The organism is Rhodopirellula bahusiensis, assembly GCF_002727185.1.
GTDB lineage: Bacteria > Planctomycetota > Planctomycetia > Pirellulales > Pirellulaceae > Rhodopirellula > Rhodopirellula bahusiensis.
The window spans coordinates 45246-70447 of record NZ_NIZW01000028.1; the positions used below are offsets into that span (position 1 = coordinate 45246).

At 55.8% G+C, this 25202-nt stretch carries 16 protein-coding genes; 10 read left to right on the plus strand and 6 right to left on the minus strand.

Annotation, left to right across the window (positions count from 1 at the left end):
* Positions 1–79 precede the first annotated feature (79 nt).
* The 8 genes from CEE69_RS26385 (at position 80) to CEE69_RS26420 (ending at position 11683) form a co-directional block, all read left to right on the plus strand.
* Complete coding sequence (locus CEE69_RS26385; protein ID WP_099263595.1) at positions 80–1561, plus strand: sulfatase family protein; 1482 nt, start codon at positions 80–82, stop codon at positions 1559–1561.
* 49 nt (positions 1562–1610) lie between these two features.
* Positions 1611–2522 carry a family 16 glycosylhydrolase gene (locus CEE69_RS26390; RefSeq protein ID WP_199169956.1) on the plus strand — a complete coding sequence of 304 codons (912 nt, stop codon included), beginning with the start codon at positions 1611–1613 and terminating at the stop codon, positions 2520–2522.
* 52 nt (positions 2523–2574) lie between these two features.
* Positions 2575–4125 (plus strand): sulfatase family protein, encoded by a 1551-nt coding sequence (locus tag CEE69_RS26395; protein WP_099263578.1) that lies wholly within the window; start codon positions 2575–2577, stop codon positions 4123–4125.
* Between the two features lie 92 nt (positions 4126–4217).
* The gene (locus tag CEE69_RS26400; RefSeq protein WP_099263579.1) at positions 4218–5591 is read left to right on the plus strand and encodes a Gfo/Idh/MocA family protein; all 1374 of its coding nucleotides are present in this window, start codon (positions 4218–4220) and stop codon (positions 5589–5591) included.
* A gap of 149 nt (positions 5592–5740) precedes the next feature.
* Positions 5741–6676, plus strand: a complete 936-nt coding sequence (locus CEE69_RS26405) for a 3-keto-disaccharide hydrolase (protein ID WP_315852546.1) — start codon at positions 5741–5743, stop codon at positions 6674–6676.
* 117 nt (positions 6677–6793) lie between these two features.
* Positions 6794–7468 (plus strand): family 16 glycoside hydrolase, encoded by a 675-nt coding sequence (locus tag CEE69_RS26410; RefSeq protein WP_233215665.1) that lies wholly within the window; start codon positions 6794–6796, stop codon positions 7466–7468.
* A gap of 61 nt (positions 7469–7529) precedes the next feature.
* Complete coding sequence (locus CEE69_RS26415; protein ID WP_099263580.1) at positions 7530–9203, plus strand: sulfatase family protein; 1674 nt, start codon at positions 7530–7532, stop codon at positions 9201–9203.
* A 47-nt stretch (positions 9204–9250) separates the two neighbouring features.
* The gene (locus tag CEE69_RS26420) at positions 9251–11683 is read left to right on the plus strand and encodes a sulfatase-like hydrolase/transferase (protein WP_233215666.1); all 2433 of its coding nucleotides are present in this window, start codon (positions 9251–9253) and stop codon (positions 11681–11683) included.
* 440 nt (positions 11684–12123) lie between these two features.
* Here the strand turns inward: CEE69_RS26420 and CEE69_RS26430 are convergent, their stop codons facing one another.
* The 5 genes from CEE69_RS26430 to CEE69_RS26450 form a co-directional block, all read right to left on the minus strand.
* The gene (locus tag CEE69_RS26430) at positions 12124–13542 is read right to left on the minus strand and encodes a DUF1501 domain-containing protein (protein ID WP_099263582.1); all 1419 of its coding nucleotides are present in this window, start codon (positions 13540–13542) and stop codon (positions 12124–12126) included.
* Complete coding sequence (locus CEE69_RS26435; protein WP_158231078.1) at positions 13532–17668, minus strand: PSD1 and planctomycete cytochrome C domain-containing protein; 4137 nt, start codon at positions 17666–17668, stop codon at positions 13532–13534. Before CEE69_RS26435 ends, CEE69_RS26430 begins: the two co-directional genes overlap by 11 nt.
* Before the next feature lie 303 nt (positions 17669–17971).
* Positions 17972–18898, minus strand: coding sequence for a hypothetical protein (locus tag CEE69_RS26440; protein WP_099263584.1), 927 nt, complete (start codon positions 18896–18898; stop codon positions 17972–17974).
* Entirely contained in the window at positions 18895–20157 is a 1263-nt protein-coding gene (locus CEE69_RS26445; protein WP_099263585.1) for an NAD(P)/FAD-dependent oxidoreductase, read from the minus strand. The genes CEE69_RS26440 and CEE69_RS26445 overlap by 4 nt, the downstream gene beginning before the upstream one ends.
* A 10-nt stretch (positions 20158–20167) precedes the next feature.
* Positions 20168–21139, minus strand: coding sequence for a dihydrodipicolinate synthase family protein (locus CEE69_RS26450; protein ID WP_099263586.1), 972 nt, complete (start codon positions 21137–21139; stop codon positions 20168–20170).
* A 121-nt stretch (positions 21140–21260) separates the two neighbouring features.
* Here CEE69_RS26450 and CEE69_RS26455 point away from each other — a divergent pair, with 121 nt between their 5' ends.
* Positions 21261–22013 (plus strand): AraC family transcriptional regulator, encoded by a 753-nt coding sequence (locus CEE69_RS26455; RefSeq protein ID WP_099263587.1) that lies wholly within the window; start codon positions 21261–21263, stop codon positions 22011–22013.
* Positions 22014–22067: 54 nt separating this feature from the next.
* On the opposite strand, the gene CEE69_RS26460 is transcribed toward CEE69_RS26455, so the two are convergent.
* On the minus strand, positions 22068–23432 hold the full coding sequence (locus CEE69_RS26460) for an outer membrane protein assembly factor BamB family protein (RefSeq protein WP_099263588.1): 1365 nt from the start codon (positions 23430–23432) through the stop codon (positions 22068–22070).
* Between the two features lie 207 nt (positions 23433–23639).
* Between CEE69_RS26460 and CEE69_RS26465 the strand changes: the two genes are divergently transcribed.
* On the plus strand, positions 23640–25199 hold the full coding sequence (locus CEE69_RS26465) for a hypothetical protein (protein WP_099263589.1): 1560 nt from the start codon (positions 23640–23642) through the stop codon (positions 25197–25199).
* Positions 25200–25202: the final 3 nt, after the last annotated feature.

Genomic DNA, 25202 nt, shown 5'->3' on the forward strand with positions numbered 1-25202 from the left:
TCGACTCGAGTCATCTTCGTTGATGTTCGTGTTTCTTGGAACCGCGAACGTTTACCCGCCTCTCTCCCGCTGGATTCTCGTGCACCGATTCCTTGTTGCTCTGATCGCTTGTTGCATCACTTCGTCCGTGATGGCTCAGTCCCCTCCGAACATCGTTCTGATCATCGCGGATGACATGAACTGGGACGATTGCGGAGCCTATGGTCATCCGGCGATTCGAACTCCCAATATCGACGGCCTGGCAGCGGAAGGCATGCGTTTCGAACACGCTTACCTGACCACGAATTCATGCAGCCCATCCCGTGCGAGCATCATCACGGGCAAGTATCCCCACAACACGGGCGCGGAACAGTTGCACTGGCCGTTGCCGGAATCAAGCGACACATTCGTGGGGCGATTGCAGTCAGCGGGCTATTACACCGCCGCGGCTGGCAAGTGGCACATGGGTGACGCTGTTCGCGATCACTTCGACAACATCTACGAAGCCTCGACGGCCGGTTTTGTACTCCCCAGTGGAAAAGACGGGCAACCTGCGAAGATGATCGCGGCGCAGCCCAGTGGTTGCGAAGATTGGGAACGAGCTTGCGAGGAACGTCCCAAGGATCAACCGTTTTTCCTGTGGTTGGCCGCTCTGGACCCGCACCGCGAATACAACGACGGTGCCCTGGATCCACCTCACACACACGACGACGTGATCGTTCCGCCGCACCTTCCAGACGTTCCTGATGTCCGCGAAGACCTGCGTCTTTACTATGACGAGATCGGGCGTCTCGATTCCTACGTCGGCAAGGTGATGCGAAAACTGGCCGAACAGGGCGTCGCTGACAACACGGTCGTTCTCTTCATCAGCGACAACGGCCGTCCGTTCCCTCGTGACAAGACATCGCTCTACGACGGTGGAATCCGAACCCCGTGGATCGTTCGCTATCCCGACCAAGTCAAGGCGGGCCAGACGACGAAGGCTTTGGTCAGCGCGGTTGACATTGGTGCCACGTTCTTGGATTTGGCTGGCGTGGAAGGCAGCGAAACATTCTGCGCTTCGAGCCAAAGCTTTGTTCCGGTTTTGAAAGACAGCACGCAATCGCATCGCGAATTCGCTTTTGCGGAAGATCACTGGCACGACTACGAGGACCATGCTCGCGCCGTGGCGACCCAGCAATACAAGTTGATTCGCAATGACTACGTCGACCTCCCTCCAACACCATCCGCTGACGCGGGACGGGGCCTGACTTGGCAAGCCATGCTTCGTTTGTATGACGCGGGAGAACTCACGCCCGAACAATCGGCTTGTTTCACTGCACCTCGTGCAAAGTGGGAACTTTATGATCTGCAACGCGACCCCGGCGAACAGCACAATCGCTTCGAGGACCCGGCCTATCACTCGGTACGCACGCGATTGCAAACCGCACTCACCGATTGGACGCAGCGAACGGGCGATTACTTGCCAAGTCGACGAACACCCGATGAGTTTGACCGTGTGACGGGCGAGCCAGATCACTCGGTCCGTGTCCGTCCACGTCCATCCAAGAAAGAGATGTTCGGGACAAACGGCGCCTACTGAAGTGGTCCGTGGTCGCTGTCTTTTCCAACAATTTCTTCGAAAGTCTTTGATGTTTGGTTCATTTTGTTGCCGGGCCAGTTGGTCCGCTGCCTTTGTGATGGTTTGTTTCGCTGCGTCCGTGTCGCTTGCGGAAGATTGGGACGGACTGGAAGTTCCGGCTTCGGCAGAATCGGGCACGACGTGGAAGTTGCACCCGGTGTCGGATGATTTCAACTACGTCGCGAAACCGACGGGAAAGCCGAAAGAATTCACCAAGCGTTGGAACGATTCGTTCATCAATGCTTGGAAAGGACCTGGTCGCACAGAATTCAATTCCGGGCATTCCTACGTCAACGATGGGCACCTCGGCATCCATGCGTCACGGAAGCCAGGGACGGACCTCGTCTACACCGGCGCGGTCTCTTCCAAAGAGACGTTCCGCTATCCGCTTTATGTCGAAGCCAGTGTCAAGATCAGCGGCCTCGTTTTGGCTTCGAACGTTTGGATGTTGAGCCCGGACTCGACCGAAGAAATCGACATCATCGAAGCCTATGGGAGCCAACGTCCGGGCCAGGAATGGACCGCTCAGCGGTTGCACATCAGTCATCACGTGTTCATCCGTGAGCCGTTCCAAGACTACCAGCCAACCGATGAAGGTTCTTGGTACGAGGACGGGTCGAATTGGCGGGAAGAATTCCACCGGGCCGGTGTGTTTTGGAAAGACCCATGGAATTTGGAGTACTACATCGACGGAAAAAAGGTCCGCACAGTTTCGGGTGAATCGATCATCGATCCGCATGGCTACACCAAAGGCAATGGACTCAGCAAACCCATGCATTTGATTATCGATGCCGAAGATCAGACCTGGCGATCCGACAAAGGAATCACGCCAACGGACAGTGAGCTCGCCGATTTGACCAAATCCATCATGTGGGTCGACTGGATTCGCGTCTACGAGGGCGTCCCATCCGAAAACGATTGATCCCATCCCACATCACCACCAACACATTCCCACTCAATCACTTGGTTCTCAAATGAAAACATTCCTATCATTCGCACTGATCTTCGCGGTCAGTGTCGTCAATGGTTCCGCTGCCTTCGCGGACGACCGTCCCAATGTGCTTTGGATCACCATTGAAGATTGGTCCCCCGATTTGTCGTGCTACGGCACAAGGGGGATCCAGACACCCAATGTCGACAAGCTGGCATCCGAAGGGATTCGGTACGAACGAGCCTTCACAACTTCGCCGGTCTGTTCGACTTCGCGTTCAGCGATGATGACGGGGTTCCACCAGAACTTCATTGGTGCCAACCAGCATCGGGAATATGACAAGCAACCGTTGCCGCACGGGATTCGGCCAATCCCGCATCTGTTTGCCGATGCGGGCTACTTCACCGCATTGATGAGCTACAAAACTGACTGCAATTTCTTGCCAGACCAGAAGAACGAACTGTTTGATGGCACCGATTGGAACCAACGAGCCGACGGGCAGCCTTTCTTTGCTCGGATCACGTTCGGTGGCACTCACCGTCAATGGAAACGCGACCCGCAACGGCCCATCGCGATCGAAGATGTTGAGTTGCCGCCCTACTATCCCGACACGCCTTTTGTCAGACGTGATTGGGCCAACGGTTTGGAGCAGATGCAATTGGTTGACCGTGAGGTCGGCGGGATACTGAAACGACTCAGCGAGGAAGGTCTCGCTGACAACACGATTGTTTTCTTCGTCGGAGACCATGGTCGGTGCCACATTCGCGGCAAGCAGTTTCTTTACGACGGTGGCATTCGCATTCCCATGATCATGCGTTGGCCTGGCAAGGTTTCGCCGGGTGAAGTCAGCGATGACATGGTGATGTCGATCGACATCTGCGCGACGATTTTGGAAGCTGCTGGGATCGATGCCCCCGTGCCTCTGCATGGAAAGAATCTGTTGAGCGGAGAGGTTCGGAATCGTCAGTATGTCTTTGCCGCGCGAGACAAAATGGACGAAACGCATGATGCGATGCGAGCGATCCGGTCCGCCGACTTCAAGCTGATTCACAACTTGATGCCTGAGCGAGCGTACTGCCAATACAACCAGTACAAGGAAGGGGCTTACCCGGTGCTGGCTGAAATGAACGTCATGCACATGCGAGGCGAACTCACACCCGAACAAGCGGCTTTCTTTGCTCCGTCAAAACCAGAGTTGGAACTGTACGATCTGCGAACGGATCCGCACGAGGTCCACAATGTCGTCGACGATCCCAAGTACGCCAATGTTCGAGAAGAAATGCTACGGGAACTCAAGCGATGGCGTCGTGAAGTGATTCAAGACAAAGGTGTGAGCGACGAGTTTCGTGCGCTGGACGTCTATCCGGAAACGCTGCCTGCGGGGTCTGTCGATGAGTGGGTTCACGCGAATGCGGGCAAGTACGACTACGAGAAATTCGGATGGCCAAGTTGGTATCCGACTCGTTCGTTGGAACAGTGGGAATCGGCTCGCAAGGCCTGGGAGCCCTGGGTTTTTCGTGACGTGAATTCGAAGATGCAACGGCCGGGCGTGACCATCCGTGAACAAGAGCGAAACAAGGCGAAACGGAAGTGACACTCACGCGGCGCGACTCATTTGTTGGCTCGCTCGTTCGATGAGTGACGCATTTCACACCCACATTCTCAGCCCTCCACGATTGATTGTTCATGAGCTTTCCCCCTGCCTCGAAGTCTCGCCGAGATCTTTTGATGACCGCCGGATTTGTCTCCATGGCAACGCTGACTCCGTGGGCCTTGCCGGTTCGGCAATCACTTGCCAAGTCACCGAATGAACGCAAACGGTTTGCGTTGATCGGCGTCGGCGGAAATGGGACACGGACTTCGCCCGTTGGGAAAGAATTTGCTGACTTGGTCGCGCTGTGTGATGTCGACGAGGAACATCTGAAGCATGGCAACGAATTGCTGTGTGATGGCAAAGCCGAATTGTTTCGTGACTACCGCGAAGTGCTTTCTCGTGATGACATTGACTTGGTTCAGATTTCAACGCCTGATCACTGGCACGCGAAAATCTTGATTGAGGCGATGTTGGCGGGCAAAGATGCGTACTGTGAAAAACCGCTGACGTTGACGATCGACGAAGGAAAGTTGGTCCGGAAGGTTCAACAGCAAACCGGACGTGTCGTTCAAGTCGGAACGCAGCAACGCAGCAGTTTCGACAAGTTCAATCGTGCTCTGGCAATCATCGCGGAAGGTCGCCTGGGCAAACTCAAACGCTTGATCGTCGGAATCGACGCGGGTGGATGGAGTCCCGAGATTCCCGTCGCCGACGTGCCCAAAGGATTGGACTGGGATCGTTGGCTGGGACCCGGTCCTAAAATGGAATATCGCTATGCGAAGGACGCCAAGCGAGCGGACAAGAACTACACCAATGGGCACACGCACTTCCGTTGGTGGTACGAACACTCCGGAGGCAAATTGACCGACTGGGGAGCCCACCATGTCGACATCGCGATGCTGGGGATCGCCGCGGCGGGGCAGAACAACGACCCCGTTTCGGTTGCCGGGACCGCGAAACATGACGTGGAGTTTCGCGACGGAATGCCGCTGCAGAACAATCGCTACAACACCGCACGAGCGTTTGATCTTCGCGTCGCTTTCGCGGATGGCGATGTCGAGATGAACATTCGCCACGACGTCGACAATGGGATTTTGTTTGAAGGCGAACGAGGCCGGATCTTTGTCAATCGCGGCAAGTTGGTTGGCAAACCCGTTGAAGACTTGGAATCGAACCCGCTCGCCGAAGATGCGATTTCGAAGATTTATCGCGGGATGCCCATGGAAGGCAATGACCGCCCTGCACACTGGGCGAACTTCATGCATGCGATTGACAATCGAGTGCTGCCGATTTCCGACGTGCATTCCCACATGAAGATGCTCAACGTGTGTCACTTGGCCGGCATCTGTTGTCGGTTGGGACGCAAAGTCGAGTGGGATCAAGTGACGGAAAGTGTCGTTGGCGATGAACAGGCCGCTGCGATGATGAAGCGACCCTATCGGTCTGGTTATGAAATCGACATGTGAGGCGTTTGCCTTCCCCGCATGATGCGCCTCCCTATGAAGTTGTCTTCCCCGATCGAGTCACGTGTTCGATGTCAATGAAAACTCGCTCCAAAGTGCCGGTCTGTTTTTGTGCTCTCTTTTTGCTGGTTGTTGGTCCTGTGTGCGGCGCAATGGCCGCGGACACGACCGCAAAAACGAAACCGAAGATTCAGCCATATCCCAATGCCGTCGTCTGGACCAACGCTGCGAAAGCTCAAGCGGAATTCGATGGCTTTGAGTTTGTCGGCGAATTTGTTCGAGACGATCAAGCGATGCAGGTCACTCCGTCTGAGGGCCGGTTCTACGTTTCGGTGTACGACGGTGGATTTCCCGGCACAGGTTGGGATGGCAGTCCTGTCGTGCATGAGTGGTCGGATCGCGAAGGAATCGAGTCGCGTGTTGTGGGCTGGCAAAAGATTGATCGCAGTGCATCGGTTGTCGGAAAGAAGCCGCCGGCTGACGCGATCGTGTTGTTCGATGGCACGAACACGAACGCTTGGAAGAACGGCAAGATCGAGGATGGCGTTCTCAAAGCGGGAGCAAGAACCAAAGCAACGTTTCAGGATTTCCGACTGTACCTTGAATTTCAAATTCCGCTGCAACCCGAGCCACCGATCAGTCATCCGCATCGCGGCAACAGTGGCGTTTTCGCGGTCGGTGCCTATGAGGTGCAGATCTCTGACAACTTTGGATTGGACCCCAGTCCCGAGGCATGGCAGGACATGGTCATGTTGAAACCCGTCAACACGTGGTGCGGCAGCATCTACGGAATTCGCGAAGCCGATTGGAATGTTTGCTTGCCACCGCTGGCTTGGCAGAGCATGGAAATCGACTTCACCGCGGCTCGATTCAAGGACGGAAAGAAGATCCAGTCCGCAGTGATCTCGGTGACCCAGAATGGTGTCCTGATTCACGACCGGGTGGAACTGCCCGAGGGAACGGGGGGCGGGCCAGCAGGTCCAAGACCCGAAGTGGCGGAAGGTCCGATCTATCTTCAGAACCATGGCAATCCCAACCGGTTTCGCAACATCTGGATCGTTCCAGGCTCGTCCACGGCACATCAGTGAATGAGGCGATATCCCGTCCTTGTCATTCGTTTCCTTCCATTGACCTTCCTTCTCGTTTTCCAAACCCAAACTATGTTTCGACCCATCCTTTCCGTAGCGTTTGTGACGACTTCCTTGTTGACACATTCAACGCTCGTCGCCGACGAAGCATCCTCGGGATTGCCCGAAACCAAAGTTTTGTTTGAGGATGACTTCGAAGGTCGTTCGACGCTGGGCGAAGGCTATCGGACCGGGCGAGGAATGGAGGCCGGATGGAGCATCCGCGATGGTGTCTTGTTCGGCAAACAAATTCGGGACGACCATGGCTCCACCATGCGAAAGCAAATGAAGTTTGGCGATCTTCATGTGTCGTTTGACTTCCGGTTCAATGGCGGAAGCCGCTTCAACTTTGTGATCGACGACAACAATGAAGAATCCGTGCATGCCGGGCATGTGGCTCGTGCATCACTGACACCAAAACGGATGATGATCAGCGATGACAAATTCGGTTTGATGAATCTGGAAGTTCGCGAGAAACGAAAGACGAAATCGCTGCCGACGGAACAGCAGAAAGAATTGGAGGACCTGTTGGCTCGCACGCAAGCCTCCGCCGCCATCCAAGCCAAGCCGGGCACTTGGCATCACTTGGAACTGACCATCCATGGGACCGTGATGACTGTTCACCTCGATGGCAAAGAGGTGGTCTCGTTGGATTCTACCGGTTTCGCTCATCCGACGAAGACTCAGTTCGGAATGACGGTGAATGGAAGCAGCATCGATTTCGACAACCTTTGTGTTTTCGCGACCGAGTGAACTTGGTTTGTTTCCCGCTCTTTCTCCCCTGCCCTGCTCTTCCCTTCATAAACCCGAACTCATGCGAATCCACTCTTTGAAAAGACTTGCACCAATCTTGCTGTTTTTCGCGGCGCTGTGTGCTACCAGCCTGCCTGCTGCGGATTCTCGACCGAACTTTTTATTCGTTCTGACGGACGACCAGTCCTACGGAATGATGGGCTGCGATGGAAACGAGTTGACGCGGACGCCGAACATCGACCAGTTGGCTCGCGAAGGCGTGTTCTTTGATCGAGCCTATGTGACCAGTGCGATCTGCACTCCGAGTCGGATTTCGATCTTTCTCAGCCAGTACGAACGCAAGCACGGTGTGAATTTCAATTCAGGAACCAGTGTCGCGCCCGAGGCATGGGCGAAGTCCTATCCTGTGATCATGCGAGAGAACGGGTACTACACCGGCTATGTCGGAAAGAACCACGCGCCGATTGGAAAGGGCGGCTACAACAGCAGTTTGATGGAAGAGTCGTTTGATTACTTCTACGCCGGACACGGGCACATCCGTTTCTATCCCAAAGACGTCCACGAGATCTTTGAGGGGGCGGCCTACGACACGCAAGTCGAAATCGTCAACGAAGGTGCTCAGGATTTTATGTCGTATGAACATCGCTTGGACGGTGCGGTGCGATTCCTGGACGAACGTCCGGCGGACAAACCGTTTTGCTTGAGCATCTGTTTGAACCTGCCGCACAGTGCGGGAACGGGCACCATGCAACAGCGAGAAAGCGATGATGAAATCTACAAGTCGCTCTACCGTGACATCGAGATTCCTTTGCCGGAGCACTACGTTGCGAAGGACGAGATTGAGACGCCACGTTTGCCAGCGGATGTGTTGCGAGCGAGTGAGCGGCAGGCCAGCTACAACTTTGTCGACACTCCCGAGGCGTTGAAAGAACGCACCATTCGGCAGATGCAATCCATGACCGGGATCGATCGTTTGATCGGAAACCTACGCACCAAGCTCGAGACAGAAGGCGTGGACGACAACACGATCATCATCTTCTGTTCCGACCACGGATTGTTCATGGGGCAACATGGTCTTGGTGGGAAAGCGTTGTGCTACGAGCAGACGACGCATGTGCCGATGATCGTCTTCGATCCAGAACTGCCAACTGTACTGCAAGGGGCTCGTTGCAACGAGTTGGTTCAAACGATCGACATCGCTGCGACGATGCTAGATCTGGCTGAGATTGAAAAGCCTGACACCTTTCAAGGCCTGTCGTTGCGGCCACTTTTGAGCGGCCAAGGCGGCGCGATTCGTGATCATGTTTTCACCGAAAACCTGTGGGTGACACACTTTGGCAACCCTCGCATTGAGGCGGTGCAGGACAAGCGTTGGAAATACATCCGGTACTACCACAACGATTGTGTTCCCGCCTCGGTCAAGATTCAGGTGGCCAAGGATCTTGGTATCAAGTCGTCCACCATGCTGTATGGCATTCACGACAATGAAATCGCGGTGTATCGGAACCATGCCGAGGCATCGTTGCGAGGTGAGGAACCGATTTGCGAAGAGTTGTTTGATTTGGAAAGTGATCCCGACGAGCTGAACAATTTAATCGACGATCCTGCCGCGAAGACACAGTTGGAAGAGCTTCGAGTCGTTTGGAAGCAGCAGCTCACGAAAGCTCGCGGCAAAGGATTTCCTGCTGTGCTTCGCTACACCGTCGACAGCGAAAAAGACTACAAGTCGAAGTGAATTCATTGGCCGTCGTTTCAGTTTCAATTCCCACCTTGCTGCCTGCTATGTTGAACCGAATAAAGTTTCTATCCTCGATGTTGGTCGGCCTTTTGGTTCTGACCGCATCCAGTGTCGATGCCAAGGAACGTCCGAACATTGTGTTGATCGTTGCCGATGACCTTGGCTACAGCGACGTTGGTTTCAATGGCTGCAAGGAGATTCCCACACCGAGATTGGACGAGTTGGCGGGGGAAGGCGTGGTCTTCACCAACGGCTACGCTTCGCATCCCTATTGCAGTCCCAGCCGCGCGGGGTTGTTGACGGGAAGGTATCAACAGCGATTCGGGCATGAGGGCAACCCAGAACCGGATCCGCAGTGGCACGGTGACGACACGCCGGGGATGCCGCTCTCGGAAACGACGCTTGCGGATGCTTTGAAAGAAGCTGGATACGTCACCGGAGCAGTCGGCAAGTGGCACCTGGGCGACGCGAAACCGTTCTGGCCCAATCGCCGTGGATTCGATGAGTGGTTTGGCTTCAGTGGAGGCGGATTGAGCTATTGGGGAGACTTGGGAAGAAAAGATCCTTTGCTCGGTGTGCATCGCGGTGATGAACCGGTCGATCGCAAGTCGTTGACGTATTTGACGGATGACTTTTCAACGGAAGCGGTCAAGTTCATTCAGCGTCACGAGACGGAACCGTTCTTTTTGTACTTGGCGTACAACGCACCGCATGCTCCCGACCAAGCCACCCGGGCTCATCTGCAGAAGACAGCACACATCGAGTACGGAGGTCGAGCGGTTTACGGAGCGATGGTCGCTGGGATGGACGAAGGCATTGGGCGAGTCGTTGACCAAATTCGCGAATCGGAGTTGGGCGACAACACGTTGATTGTCTTTTACAGCGACAACGGTGGGCGGCGTGAGCACGCGATGAATTTGCCGTACCGAGGTCACAAGGGCATGCTGTTTGAAGGCGGTATTCGGGTGCCGTTCTTGGTTTCTTGGCCAGGGACTTTGCCGAGCGGAGTTCGAGAGCAATCGCCGATCACGGCACTCGATGTCTTTCCTACCGTCCTCGCCGCAGCAGGATTGGACCCGACCAAGAATGAAAAGCTGGACGGCCAAAACTTGTTGCCCGGTTTGACCGACGCGGGAACGGAGTTTCCCAAACGGCCGTTGTTTTGGCGTTACTCGATGGGCGATGATTCGTATGGCTATGCGGTTCGCGACGGGAATTGGAAGTTGGTTGACAGTCGCTACAAGAACCGAAAGCTGTTGTTTGATTTGGCGAACGACCCTTGGGAACGCGAAGACTTGGCCGAACAGCATCCTGAACAAGTGGATCGGCTATCGCGGATGATTGAGGCCTGGGATGCCGGCAATGTGCCGCCGAAGTGGCATGATGCTCACGGCGTCAATGTCAGGAAAGAAGAGGACTCACGAACAGAGGCTGTTGAAAAAGCCGCTCGAGGCGAACGTGCGCGGCCGGATTTGGATTTGAACTCGATGATTGAGCCGGTGCCAGCGAGAGCGAAGTTCATCGACGAGGATTTCTACATCTGGGGCGGCAGTATGGTGCGTGACGTCGACGGCACCTGCCATCTTTTCTACAGTCGCTGGCCGCGAGAGTCGGGACACAATGCTTGGGTCACCCATTCGGAGGTTGCTCACGCGGTGTCGGATGATCCGCTGGGGCCATACCACTTCGTCGATGTAGCTTTGCCCGTTCGAGGCGAAAAACCGTGGGACGGCATGTGCACTCACAACCCGACCGTGCATGAGTTCGATGGGAAGTACTATCTCTACTACATGGGGAACACGGGTGACGGTGAACCGACGAGAAAGCTGAATATGGTTCATCGCAACAATCAACGCATTGGTGTCGCGATTGCCGATCACCCCAACGGACCATGGAAACGTTTTGACGAGCCACTGATCGACATCAGCGAAGATGCCTCGGCGTCGGATGCATTGATGGTGAGCAACCCATCGATCTTGCGTCGGGATGATGGGACGTTTGTGTTGATTTACAAAGCGGTCGGCAAGAAAAGACGCATGCCGTTTGGAGGCCCGGTCGTTCACCTTGCCGCAACTTCTCAGTCACCGACGGGACCGTTTCGAAAGCAGAACAAACCGTTGTTCACCGCACCGGGAGTCGCCTTTCCAGCGGAAGACCCTTACATCTGGTTCCAAGATGGCACGTGCTGGGCGATCGTCAACGACCACAAGGGACACTTCAACGGAACCGGCAGTGACTCCTTGGCATTGTTTCAGTCGGTCGATGGTTTGCACTGGGAACCGGCCAATTCACCGTTGGTGACGGAACGCATCATCCCATGGGCGGACGGAACTCAGCAGTCCGTGCACCGTCTTGAACGCCCGCAACTGTACCTCGAAGACGGCAAACCAACCGTGCTATTTTGTGCGGCGGAGGAAACCAAGGAGAAGCTGCATTCGTTCAACGTGCACTTGCCTCTGCGTCAGACGGGTGACTGATTGATTGTCAGCGGGGACACAAACTAGGCGGCAATGATTCGGGATTCCGCATTGATAGCGGATGCAACTGTTCTTCCCCAATGGCACCTGCATAACAACAAGTCTCCCCTCTCCACCAAAGGAGGTCGTGCAGTTTATAGAGGTCGCGTTTTAGCGGTGTGAGCATTTGAGAACCTCTCCCGAAACGAAGTTTTGGGGGAGGTCGAGCGACGCCGTTCAGGCGTACGTGAGGGAGGGGGCCGAGCATGGAAAGCGGCGCCGATTGCCCTCCCCCGGAAATCTCGCTGAACGCTCGCTTTCCGACCCCTCCCGCTGCACGGGCGGGGTTCTCAAGGCATTGCAAGCACAGCACTTCCCAACTGCACGACCTCGAAGCGAAGCGAGGGGAGCCAGGTTATTTCTGATGAAAGCTTGCGCGAACCAATGGCCACCAAATTTCATCAAGCAAGGATGTCGTGAAGCACGTTCCCGTGAACATCGGTGAGTCGAAAATCGCGACCACCGCTTCGGAAGGTCAACTGTTCGTGGTCGATGCCAAGCTGATGCAGAATTGTTGCCCAAAGGTCATAAAACGTGCACGGGTTTTCGACGGCATGGTATCCCAGTTCGTCCGTTGCGCCGTAGACCGTTCCGCCTTTCACGCCGCCTCCTGCCAACCACATGCTGAAGCCGAACGGATTGTGATCGCGGCCAGCGGATCCTTGCGAGAAGGGCGTTCTGCCGAATTCTCCGGTGAACACGACCAAGGTTTCGTCGAGTAATCCGCGAGCGTCTAGGTCTTGGATCAATCCAGCGATCGGACGATCGACCTCATGTGCCATGGCGCGATGTCCTGTTTCGAGGTTGCCATGTTGATCCCAAGGATGCGAGGAGGCGGGGGCAACCGTCGCTGGCGAAAGGCACGACAGTTCGACAAAGCGGACGCCCTTTTCAACCAACTTGCGAGCCAGCAGGGCTTGTTTCCCATAGGCAGCGGTCATCGGGTCAGGATCATCGATGCCATACAGCCTGTGCGTCGCGGCAGTTTCATCGGAGAGGTCGCAGACCTCAGGAACAGAAGTCTGCATGCGAAACGCGGTCTCATAGTTCTTGATCGCGGCGTCGACCTGTTGGTTGCGTGATTGAGCTGCGAAGGATTGATCGATTTGGGCGACGAAGTCAAGCTGTCGCCGCTGCATGTCGGCTGCCTGAGCCGGTTGGATGTGAGGGATCGGCTCTTGGCGGTCGGATTGTAGGATGGATGCTTGGTGTTGGGCGGGCAAGTAGCCGCTGCTGAACACGCCGGATCCGCCCAAGGGTGGAAGGCCGCCTTCGCTTTGCAGCACGACAAAGCTGGGCAGGTTCTCATTGGCCGTTCCGAGCCCATAGCTGATCCAGGCACCTGCGCTGGGGTGACCTAGAAATGGGAATCCAGTGTGAGCAACATAGTTTCCTTGTGAATGTTCGTTCACTGTGGTTGTCGCGGAACGAACTACCGCCAAGTGATCGGCACACTTTCCAATTTCGGGGAACAGGTCGCTGACTTCCAGTCCGCTCTCGCCGTACCGATTGAATGCGAAAGGGCTGCCAAAGATGGAACCATTGTTGTTGAACTGAGTCTTTTCGATTTTGCCGGGCATCGCTTGGCCATGCCGTTTTTTCAGATCCGGTTTAGGGTCAAAGGAATCCACATGCGAGACTCCACCCGACATGTAACACAGGATGACCTTGGTCGCTTTCGGTTGGATCGATAGGTTTGCCGGAGTCGCATGAAGGCGGTGTTGCAAACTCGACAGCGCCAGCATGCCAAAACCACTGCTGCAGGATTTCAACCAGTGACGACGAGAGGCGAGATAGTGCGGGGAAGGCTCAGCGGACATAGAGGAACTCCTTCATGTTGATCAGTGAATGCGTGAAATCGATCCAGTGCTGTTGCGGTTCCGGGAACGCAGGGCTCGTGTCTCGTTGCCGCTGAAGTTCCGCCTGTTGTGCTTCGAGCGTGAGCAGGCGATCTCGCGTTGCCGGGGACAGAGAGTCAACGATGGCTTGACGCGAAACGATGTGTGTCGCGTTTTGGGCCAGGGATTTGACTTGCTCGGATGACAGTTCCTGATCGTAAAGTCTCGCGGAAAATAGGCGTCCCTTCAGCATTCGACCTTTCGAAAGGCCGGTGCCGTGACGCATGCCGAAGATCACGTGTGAGCGATCGGCTGGAAATGACTGCACCGTCGTTTGATAAGCCTTTCCGTAGGCCTGACCATTGCGATAGCAGGTGATCTTTCCATCCTTGCCGTAAGTGATCACCAGATGGACCGGTTCGGTGTTGGCGACGTCCTCGGCGGTGCCCTGGAAACTCTGTGTCCGTTTGCTGTGGTCGCTTCCGCTCATCCAGCGTTGCGGTTCCCGTTCAGCGAACACGATGGCATCGAACAGCACACCATCCGTCGTTTGCACCGAGATCGCACCACCACCGGTTTGCTGGAGGTCATCCAATTGCACGACGACTTCCAGCGATTTGGTGGACAGTGTCACGGGCAAGGGATCCGAGGCCGCCCAGCCATTGCCATCGACAATCAATGCCCCGTCCTGGATCGCGGCCGAACCATGCAGTGTCAGGTCCTTCGCGGTGGCGCCGGATTCGGACAGTCGTTGAAAGTCCCATTCCTTCAGCGGACTTGGACGGGAAGGCGAATCAGGAGCGGTCGTGGATGGTTGCTGCAAATCAGCGTCATGAAGTTCGCTCTTCGCTGCGATCAATTTCTGGCGAGCGGGAAGAAGGATCGCATCGATCTCGCGGGTGGCCTCAACTATTTGTTGTTCGAGCCTCGAAGTCTTTTGGCGGAGTTTGGCGTGGTCCAATTCGCTTTGATGCAAGAACTGCTCGGCCGCAGCGACTTGCGTCGGAGTCGGTTCTCGTCCGAAATGCTGTCGCCAACTGGCTCGGATTTTGGCGGGAGTGTCTTTCAGCGATGGATCCGCCAATAGGCTCCGGGCGGAAGACTTTGCAGTTCCCACCACGAACGGGCTGTTCAGCATCAGCAAGGCTTGAGCCGGAACGTTGGTCACATCGCGACGGCCTTTGCACGAAAACGGGACCGGGGCATCGAAGCTGGCCAGAAACGGATCCATGTTGTTGCGGATCACGCGGACGTAGACCGACCGGCGATCGCTGTTCCCCGCGACGGAACCTTTCGGCGGAGTTGTCTGCAAACGACCCGATACATACAGCAATGAATCGCGAATCGCTTCGGCATCCAATCGAGTGGTCGTTCGATAGGAGAGCAACCGATTTTTGGGGTCAATTTGTTGTGCCGTTTCGGTTGGCTGGGACTGCTGTCTCCATGTCATGGAGGTCACCATTTGGCGGATCATCGTTTTGAGTGACCAACCGTTTTGGCGGAACTGAGTGGCGAGGTAGTCCAACAGTTCTGGATGCGTTGGTTGGTCACCCAAGCGTCCAAAGTTGTCGGTCGTTGCCACAATGCCGCGGCCGAAAAGATGATGCCACAGGCGGTTGACCAGCACGCGAGTTGTCAGCGGGTTTTCATCCGCGATCAGGTCTTCCGCGAATTGGCTGCGCCCGCTGAGTTGCGTTTGATAGGGGGACGCATCAAACGCTTCCAGGAATCGTCGGGGAACCGGGACGCCGGGCTGTTTGTGGTCACCCCGAACGTACAACGCTTGGTCCTGTCCCTTCCACTCTGCGATGGTCGGAGCCCGCGTCGCGACAGGAATTTCCGCTTCGAGTTGGCGATAGCGTTCGATCAGCGGTTTGGTCTTGGGAAGCTGGGCCAGCGTATTGGGCAGGAGGTTGTGTTGTAAACACGCGTCCAACAGCAAGGATTGTGAATCGTCGATGGATTCGCTTTGCCAAGCCTTGATCGCTTCCGAGATGACATCCTGGTAAAGCCTCGCGAGATCCTGCATCGATTGGATGTTTTTGGATTCTGCCGCTCGGAAAATCGGTGAGAGAGATTCGCGGAAGTCGACCGGTGGCTTTTGCTCTGCCGCGGTCACAATCGCTTGCCGAATGCCGAACCAAGATCGGTCGCTGTTTTTGACCAACAAAGGAGCGTCGCGGGCAGTGGCCAGTTCGATGTGTGCGTCATCGCCTTGCCAGTAACCTAGATTGAACTCCTGCCAGTGCCATTGTTTGGCCTTGGGGCCAGCCAAATTGTTGACCGGGTAAACCGTTCCGTTTCGCGGGTAGTTTTGGACCACATAACGATTGGATGCCTGGCCATCGCCAGCGATTTGCAACCATAAGCGCTGGCCAGCGCCCACGCGAAAGTCGGTGGATGTCAGCACACCAGGGAGTTTGTCGCTGAGAAGACCGGAAAAGATGCCCGCTGGATAGATCGCCCGAAGAGCAGCGTTGGGATCATCCACCGACACGGAAAACTCGCCTGGCGGTGTGGGGGTCGGTTGACGATCGGTGCTCGCGGGATCGGCGAGTCCACCACCATAGGCAAACCAATCGTTGGTGGGGTTGTTGTTGGTTGACTGGCTGTCGGCAAAGTTCCAGTGGTGGGAGAAGGTTTGCTCCGCATACTGACGCTGTTGTTCTTGCAACGTATCGTGCTCCTGAACCCGGCGTTGCCACGCTTCCTGGAATGACTTCCCTGCATCGATTTCATGTTGCAGGGAAGTCCAAAGGGCAACGAGATCGCGGGGTGGTTCAGATGGCTTCGGATTCGCAGGCGTGTCCTGCAATCGAGAGGTGACTTGTGCCGCGTCGGTCGACCAGTCCGCAGTGATCGCGTCCCGAATGGACGATTTCAACTTTGTCAGTGAATCGCGGTGGAGGTTTAAACGCTGCGGCAAATCGATGGCCGCCCGGGCAGGCCGCGTGGAGCCAACGATTCCGGCAAGGGCGTAATAGTCGGCCTGGCTGATCGCATCGAATTTGTGGTTGTGGCAACGTGCACACGAGACGGTCAGTCCGAGCACTGCTTTGCTGACCACATCGATCGCATCGTCTGTGAATCGCACTCGCTCGTCCAAGGCATCGGTGGGAGCGAATCCGTGAAATACCATCCGCCAGTGGGCCGTTCCGATGATCGACTCATTGATCCCGAGTTCGGGATTGGTTCGTGGTTGCGCGAGTTGGTCCCCGGCGATGTGTTCTCGGATCAGTTGATCGGAGGGCACGTCAGCATTGATCGCGCGGATCAAGTAGTCGCGATACAAATCCGCTCCGACGATAGGCGGATCGCCTTCACTTCCGTGCGACTGAGCGTATCGAAACCAGTCCATCCAGTGGCGAGCCCAACGTTCGCCGAAATGGGGCGAGTCGAGCAGTCGATCGACAAGCTTTTCGTATGCGTCGGGTGAATCATCGTTCACGAAGGCATCGATTTGGGCCGGAGTCGGCGGCAATCCGATCAACGCGAAATGCAGCCTGCGGATCAGTGTCACTCGGTCAGCTTGCGGGGAAGGACTCAAACCGTTGGCGTGCATCTTGCGATACACAAATTGGTCGATCGGGTGGTTGGACCAATCTTGATCCAAGTCAGGAATGCGAACCTCGCGGATCGGTTGGAAACTCCACCACTTGGCACGCTTGTTTCGAATGGCTTCCCAAGACGTGGACTTGGCGAGCATTTCCTTGGATGGCGGAGCGTCTCGTGGATCCGGTGCTCCCATGGTGATCCATTGTTCGAAGTCAGCGAGTATCGCGGGGCTCAACTTTTCGCCCCCTTCGGGCATTTCGAGTCCTTCGATTTCATGTCGCATCACTTGCAGCAAGAGACTGTTGCTGGAGGACTCCGCGATCGCTTTTCCTGACTGACCGCCAGTTCGCAGCGGTTCGTTCCAGTCCAAGGCAAACTCACCTTCCTGAGCCGAATCGCTGTTGTGACATTCATAGCAGTGTTCCACCAACACCGGCCGGATTTTTGATTCGAAAAACTCCACTTGAGTGTCCGAGAGTCCTTCGTCGGCATGGGCTGCCACGACGCTCGCGGCGATCAAAAAACTCAATGCATACCAGCGGAGTGAATTCATTTGGACTGCCTGAGGGAGTGGCATCGCGGAGGGCAAGACACCGTGATTGGGTGTCATCGAGGTCGCGAGGAAGGCAACGAGGCGTTGTCACGACCCCGTGGGTGCGGTGGGGCAAATGGGTGGGAGGCATTGGGGGAGATGCCTTGGAGGTCGGATTGTACCCCGTGGGTGGAAGCGAAGCCACCAAACGGTTTGATGCACTGTTTCCTGAGGCCGGTGCAGGAACGGAGCAACGGTATGTCGATCGCGTCCAACCTCTTGATCGATCAGAAGGAAACGTGCGTCTTCCACGAGACCATCGCTTTAGTTCGCCGTCTTGCTCGTCGGTTTCGACAGCACGCGGTTCATCCAGTTCCAAGCGACTGAACGATATCGGCTGGGACGATTCAACCAGCGATCGTTGTGCCCTGCCTTGGCGAACTTGTTTGGGAATGGTCCGAGTGCTTCGGACGTGTTGACTGGCAGGTAGGTGAAATTGCGGGCTTCGGGAAGCAGGTTGCGAATGAACTCTTCCGTTCCATACGAACCGTTTTGGCAAATCAAGTAGGGACGATCCCCCACGCGTTTCAGACGCTCGCTCGCTTCGGATCGATATCTTGCGAGAGGACTGCCCCAGCCCGTTCCCTTCCACTCGCGAACGCCATCGAAATGGTCATGGGTGATGAATGCGGTCCACAAGCTTGCAATCTCATCGTCATGCAATCCGATGTAGTTCACCGCGATCGCACCTCGCGAAAATCCGCAGAGGAATACTTGGTCTGGATCCGCGGAAAACTGCTTGATGACTCGGGGGACGTTGGTCTTGGCATATTCCACCGTCGCCTGTTCGTCGCCCCACCAAGTGATTTGATTGCGTTGGTTGTCGTTGCTGATGAAAGGCAGCGTCACCCAAATGAATTGGCCAGCGGACAATCCAAATCCCAATCCCGCGTCGGCGACTTCACCAGTCGAACCTGACGCCGGAAAGTGATTGCCGGTGTACTCGAAGATGATCGGCAGCGATTCTCCGTCTGCCGTCCAGTCTTGAGGAAGGTAGACGGTGTGGTGCACATCGGTTTCTGCGTATTCAATCGGAGTGACGGCCACTCGTTTCCCAGGGGCAGGTTCACCTTGAGATAGCATCGGCGTCTGCAGCAAATGTCCCGAATTGACTGGCAGTGGCGATTGCCCATTGCCCAACGACCAGCTCGAGAGAAGAAGGCAACCAAAGATGACCAGTCGACGGTTCATTCAAACCTGCTCGGAGAGTAAGGCGTCGGGTCCAGGTGTGTTGTTCGACCGGTGACCATCTCGGCAACCAAGCGGCCCGTTGCCGGCGCGAGGCTCAAACCCAACATATTGTGCCCCGTCGCTAGCATGCCATTTTTGAGTTCCGGCAGCGAACCGATGATCGGCAAACTGTCCCAGGTCATCGGTCGCCAGCCGTACCATTGTGATTGGGCTGGCCCGTCAACGGAAGCAACCAAGTAAGGCCGAGCGGAATCGCGAAGCTGTTGGATTCGGTGTTTGGGAATGGAGGTGTCATAGCCTGCGAATTCCATCATTGATCCGAAGCGTAACCCATCGTCAAATGGCGAGACGCCAACCTTGTGTTCCGGAAAGAGAATCGGGTGACTGGGCGAGTGATCCGGTTTCTCGATGGTGACTGAGTAGCCTTTGCCCGGTTGGACCGGGACGGAACATTGAAGTGCCGATTCCCATTTGGTACTCCAGGCTCCCATCGCGAAAACGAAGTGGTCGCTGGTGAAGTCACCTTGGTTGGTTTCGACAGCAACGATTTGGCCCGCTTCTTTTCGGACGGATTTCAGCTCGCAGTTCTCAACGAAACGAACGCCTCGTTCTTTTAGATGCGACGCCCATTGCGAGTTCAGTTTGTCGGGACGCACCGAGGTGTCGTTGGGGTATAGGAACGCGCCTGCCAAGCCTTCTTTCAGCCCGGGATCAAATTTAGGCAGGTTGTTTCCGTCGATTCGAGTCGCTGGGATGCCGAACTCTTCGGATACCAGGCGATCGGTTTTCGCAAACGATTCCATGCCGCGTTCGGTTTGTAGAACGTACAGCAGGCCCTCTTCTTTCCATTCGCAATCCAGCTTCAGTCGTTCCATCAGCGAATGGTATTCGCTCATCGAGGCTTCCAGGATTGCCTGCAGCGGTTTGCCCGCCGCCAGCATTTTCTGGTGCGTGCAGCGTTTGGCGAACTGCAACATCCACTTCCAAAGGGCTGGATTGAATTGCGGTTTGACTCGGAACGGAGATCTCGGGTTGAAGACCGATTTCAAGGCGACTGAGAAAGCCCCCGGTTCGGTCAGAGGCAGAGCGTGGCTGGGGCAGATGTATCCGCAATTGGAATGGGAACATTCCGCAGCAATGGATCCGCGGTCGATGACGGTGACGTCAAGTCCGGCTTCCGCCAAATAGTGAGCGCAAGCGATTCCGACAACGCCCGCCCCAACAATGGTGACGGACTCAGGCGACGAGTGAGCGTTCATGATCGCGCGCTCATGAACAGGAGTAGGATTTACCCGACCAGTTCTTCCACCATGTCTGGAAAAGAGCCAGTTGCTTTTCGGCGTATCGGGCTTGGCTCGGTGAGAGAGCGTCCGACGCGTTCAGTTGGAATTCATAGTCGGTGTCACCGAGCAAGTACAACAAGTACTTGTAGTAGAGGACCAAGTCGGGGCCTTCATCGAACGTCGACAACACGGTCAGAGCGTTGGACAATTCGCGAGCGAACTGGTCGGCTTGGCAATCGCCGTTGGCAGCGGCTTCGCACAGTTCGACGTACTTCAGAACCTCCAGTGGAAGGCAGTTTCCGATTCCGGTGATCGCACCCGTGGCACCACACTTCACAAACCCATGATAAACCTGCGTGTCGACACCCGCCATCAACAGCACATCGTCGCTGGAGTGAGTGATGTGCTCTCCGGCGTAGGACAGTGATGCAGCACCTCCGAATTCTTTGAAACCAACCAGGTTTGGAAACTCGGCTCGCAAGTCGAAGAACAGGTCCGCTTTGGTTTCGAAACCGTAGTAAGGGCTGTTGTAAATCACTGCGGGGGTCGTTGGTGCCGCAGCCAGGATCGCGGCAAAGTGATTTCGTTGAGCGATGGGCGAGGTGGCTCGTGAAAGCACACGCGGGATCACCATCAATCCTGCCGCACCGACTTCGGCAGCATGGCTGGCATGAGCCACGGCGAGCGAGGTGTTTTGGGCACCCGTTCCGACCACCACGGGCACACCGGCTTCGGTCAATTCACGAACACCTTGCTGGCGTTGTTCGTCCGTCAGCAGCGGCCAATCGCCCATGGATCCGCAGTAGACGACCCCGGTCATCCCGGCGGTCATCAGTTCTTGTGCCTTGCGAACCAACCCGGCGAAGTTGATTTTTCGATCGGCGTCGCAGGGCGTCATCAGGGCGGGAATGCAGCCTTGGAAGATGGACGCATCGACGGCGGGTAGGCTGGTGCTCATGTCAAAGTAACTCTGCGATCACAATTGAAAGGTTGAAGTTCGACGCTAGAGTATCTCGCGGTGGACGAGCTTGTCTTGTCCGAGCCTCGACAAGCAACTTGAAAATGCGCATAAACAAGCCATGCCCAGCAGCAGCCTCCCAAATCAGTTGTTTGAACTGCTTGCGGAGCCCTTCACGGCCGAGCGTTTGTTCGATGGTTTGCACGACACGGTCTACTTCATCAAGAACGCTGACGGGCACTACGTGGTCGTCAATGAAACACTGGTTCAGCGTTGTGGACTGAAGCAAAAGTCACAGTTGATCGGGCGCACATCGGAACAGATTTTGCGTGCGCCGTTTGGGGCCATTTTCACGGCGCAGGACAGAGCCGTTCTGCGATCCGGCAAACCGCTCGAAGCGCAATTGGAACTGCATCTTTACGCATCGCGAGACGTGGGATGGTGCTTGACCAACAAGTACCCCCTCCGAGGCCGGCAAGGAGAATCGGTTGGCGTGGTGGGGATCTCTCGTGATTTGGGCCGACCGAACAAATCCAGCGACGACTATCAAGGTGTTGCCAAAGCGGTGGCGTTTGCCGAACTGTATCGAGACAAACCGACCAGCGTGACTGAAATGGCCGAAGTCGCAAACCTCTCCCGCTTTCAACTCGACCGGCGGATGAGAATCGCGTTTGGGCTCAACACGGGACAGTGGTTGTTGAAGCAACGAATCGATTTCGCGTGCGAGCATCTCGAGACCACTCAGTTGCCGATCGTAGAAATCGCACACGAAGCCGGCTACGCCGACCAAAGTGCATTCACTCGGCAATTTCGACGCGCGACAGGTTTGTCACCCAGCCAATACCGCAAAGCCAAACAGGACAACGAACTTTGATGTTCGTTTCACAAACGACGAAGCGATGCCTCTTCTGAACGTCGCGCGGTTGATTCAATCGCGGATGCAATACAGTTTCGATGCAGTGCGGAAGTACAAGGCTCCGTCCGCGATGGCTGGTGTTGACCAAGTCAATTCGTCAATTTCATTTTTGGCAACAACTTCAAAGTCGGGACCTCCAGCAAGGATGAACGTGGTCCCGTTGGTGTCAATGCAGAAGACTTCTTCGCCCATCACCCAAGGCGAGGACCAAAACGCGCGGGCTCGCGGAATGCGTTTTTCGTAAACCATTTCTCCGGTGTCCGCGTTGATGCAGTGAACGACACCGCTGCGTCGTTCCAGCAAGTACAGATGGTCTTTGCAAAGAACGGGCGAAGCCATTTGAATGCCTGATTCGGCATTCTTCCACGCGATGAATTCGTCGCTGCTTGGATCTTCCGTCGTACCAAGCTGGCCTTGCCCACCCGGGGTGATCGCAAACAGAAAACCCCCGCCGTCGTCTTCGCCTCCACGATTTCGATACTCGGTGCCCGCGTAGAGACGGTCGCCGACGGCCAGCGGAGTGGCTGAGCTGCGACCCTTTTGCATGTTCAATTGCCAAAGTAAATCGCCCGTCTCAGGGTCGTAAGAGCGGTAGTTCGAACCACCCACGATCAACTCCTCGCGGAGGCTGTTCTTCCAAATAATCGGCGAGCTGTACTGGGAGGGTTCGTCACGGTCAACACGCCAAAGCTCTTCTCCGGTCGCGGTATCAAGTGCGACAAGGAACGACTGTTCTTCGTTGTCGACTTGAAGAAACAGCTTGTCGTTGAGCAAAGCAGGTGAACTGGACGTACCCCAGCCTGCACGCATTGCATGTTGACCTAGATCTCGCTGCCAAACCAATTCGCCGTCCATGTCAAAGCAGTAGACACCCATCATTCCGAAGTACGCATAGACATGCTTGCCATCCGTGACCGGCGTTTCCGTTGCGTAGGTGTTCGAGCTGTGACGCTCCAGTGCCGGTTGGCCTTCGCGTGCGGTCTTTCGCCAAAGCTCATCGCCTGACTTTGAGTCCACGCAAACGACCTGCCATTGATACGTTTTTTGGCTGGGGTCTTGGCCTCGTGAACGAGCGTCGTCGTTCGTATTCGAGTTTGCGTCCGGTTCGGATGGAACGGCTTCTGTCAGAAAGATTCGGTCGTTCCAGACGACTGGGCACGACCATCCTTCGCCCCGCATCGGATGCACCCAAGCAACGTTCTCGGTCTCGCTCCACCGAGCGGGGTGGGATGTTTCCGCGATGCCGCTCGCGTGATCGCCGCGGAACTGAGACCACTGATCCGCGTGCGAATGTGAACCGAACGCCAATGCAGCGACGGCGAAGGCTGCGAAAAAGATTCGGTGCGAATGTAATACGCTGGAAAAGTTGAAAGCCATGTTGCCCAGAGGGTTGGTGACGACGGAATCGTTGAGAATGATCGGGTGCTTTGACGATGAAGTCTAGCGAACATGGACAGTGTCCGGGCGTGATCTTTCACGAGGAAACCCGCCAGAAGGTGGGTGCGAAATTTCGCGTCAGTTCATCGTAACCCTTACAATTGAGTGGGAAACAACGGGTTCCGTGCCGCGTGAAGGAGAATTGCGATGAACCATTTCAATCCGAGAATGAGTGACGGTGGAAAGATGCCGCTGCAACGTCGGAAGTTTATGACGCTACTCGGCGGAGGGTCGGCAGCCCTTGCGTTGACTGAAGTCGCCATGATGAGGGGACTGCCGCCAGTCAGTGCGGCCGAAGCCAAACTTGATCACAACACTGTCCGCTTCAGTGATGACATCGAACCGCTTGTTCGATTGTTGGAGGACACTCCGCGAAAACGTGTCGTGCAGGCTTTCGCAGACAAGATTCGAAGCGGGACCAGCTACCGCGAAGTTTTGACTGCTTTGCTGTTGGCCGGAGTTCGAAACGTGCAGCCTCGGCCGGCGGTGGGTTTCAAGTTCCACGCGGTGTTGGTCGTCAATTCAGCTCATTTGGCCAGTCTTGGTTCACCCGATGAAGACAGATGGTTGCCAATCTTTTGGGCGCTGGACTACTTCAAGTCCGCTCAATCGAAGGACGTCAACGAGGGCGATTGGACGATGGCGGCCGTCAACGAGTCCGCTGTCCCGCCACCTCACCGGGCCAAGCGTGCCTTTGAAGAAGCGATGCAGAAATGGGATGTGGAAGCCGCCGACGCCGCCATCGCTGGCTACGTTCGTTCCGCGGGGGCAAATCAAGTCTTCGAGTCGATGGCTCACTACGGTTGCCGGGACTTTCGTAGCATCGGTCACAAAGCAATCTACGTCGCCAACGGTTTTCGAACGTTGCAGTGCATCGGTTGGAGGTACGCCGAACCGGTGCTGAGGTCCCTGACCTACGCACTGCTCAATCACACAGGTGAGCCGAACCCCTCGACCAGCGACCTCGCCGCCGACCGTGCAATTCGAGTGACCGAGCAAATTGTCGACGAAATGGATTCAGGATGGAATGCAGGAAAGGTCAATCATGAAGCCGCGATCGAACATCTGCAAATGCTCCGTCAAGCGACACCTGAGGATGCCGTTCGCGAAACGGCGAAGCTGATTCAATCCGGTGTGCATCCTCAATCCATCAGTGACGCGTTGTTCTTGTCCGCAGGTGAAATGGTGATGCAACAACCCGCGATTGTGGCGTTGCACTCGGCTACTTCGACCAATGCCTTGCAGTACGCCTATCGAACGGTTGCAAGCGATCAGAACCGAATGCGTTTGTTGCTGCAGAACGCCGCATTCATCCCGCACTTCCGACAGGCCATGGATTCTCGCGGCAAAGTCGGTGACTCGCATATCAACAAGCTCACTTCCGAATCCTCCCCTGACGACTCGATCAGCGTCGAGCAAATCTTTGATGCGGTTGGGCAAGATCGCTCGCAGGCCGCTACCGCGACGTTCCGGTACCTCGAGTCCGAAGGAAAGGCGGAAGAGTTGATTCACGCCGCGCGACAGTTGACATTTCTGAAAGGCAACGATTCGCACGATTACAAATACAGTTCCGCGGCGCTGGAGGACTACTACGCCGTTTCGCCGGAACTGCGCAACCGCTACTTCGCTGCCGCAACTTACTTGATGCCCGGAAAGAACGACCGAGACAATTCCCTCGTCAACCGAGTCCGCGAGGCGTTGGCGTGATGC

Excerpts from the sequence above, each read along its gene's own strand:
- CEE69_RS26390 (WP_199169956.1), top strand. The coding sequence starts at position 1,611 with ATGTTTGGTTCATTTTGTTGCCGGGCCAGTTGGTCCGCTGCCTTTGTG.
- CEE69_RS26395 (WP_099263578.1), top strand. The coding sequence starts at position 2,575 with ATGAAAACATTCCTATCATTCGCACTGATCTTCGCGGTCAGTGTCGTC.
- CEE69_RS26400 (WP_099263579.1), top strand. The coding sequence starts at position 4,218 with ATGAGCTTTCCCCCTGCCTCGAAGTCTCGCCGAGATCTTTTGATGACC.
- CEE69_RS26405 (WP_315852546.1), top strand. The coding sequence starts at position 5,741 with ATGGCCGCGGACACGACCGCAAAAACGAAACCGAAGATTCAGCCATAT.
- CEE69_RS26415 (WP_099263580.1), top strand. The coding sequence starts at position 7,530 with ATGCGAATCCACTCTTTGAAAAGACTTGCACCAATCTTGCTGTTTTTC.
- CEE69_RS26420 (WP_233215666.1), top strand. The coding sequence starts at position 9,251 with ATGTTGAACCGAATAAAGTTTCTATCCTCGATGTTGGTCGGCCTTTTG.
- CEE69_RS26430 (WP_099263582.1), bottom strand. The coding sequence starts at position 13,542 with ATGTCCGCTGAGCCTTCCCCGCACTATCTCGCCTCTCGTCGTCACTGG.
- CEE69_RS26435 (WP_158231078.1), bottom strand. The coding sequence starts at position 17,668 with ATGAATTCACTCCGCTGGTATGCATTGAGTTTTTTGATCGCCGCGAGC.
- CEE69_RS26440 (WP_099263584.1), bottom strand. The coding sequence starts at position 18,898 with ATGAACCGTCGACTGGTCATCTTTGGTTGCCTTCTTCTCTCGAGCTGG.
- CEE69_RS26445 (WP_099263585.1), bottom strand. The coding sequence starts at position 20,157 with ATGAACGCTCACTCGTCGCCTGAGTCCGTCACCATTGTTGGGGCGGGC.
- CEE69_RS26450 (WP_099263586.1), bottom strand. The coding sequence starts at position 21,139 with ATGAGCACCAGCCTACCCGCCGTCGATGCGTCCATCTTCCAAGGCTGC.
- CEE69_RS26455 (WP_099263587.1), top strand. The coding sequence starts at position 21,261 with ATGCCCAGCAGCAGCCTCCCAAATCAGTTGTTTGAACTGCTTGCGGAG.
- CEE69_RS26460 (WP_099263588.1), bottom strand. The coding sequence starts at position 23,432 with ATGGCTTTCAACTTTTCCAGCGTATTACATTCGCACCGAATCTTTTTC.
- CEE69_RS26465 (WP_099263589.1), top strand. The coding sequence starts at position 23,640 with ATGAACCATTTCAATCCGAGAATGAGTGACGGTGGAAAGATGCCGCTG.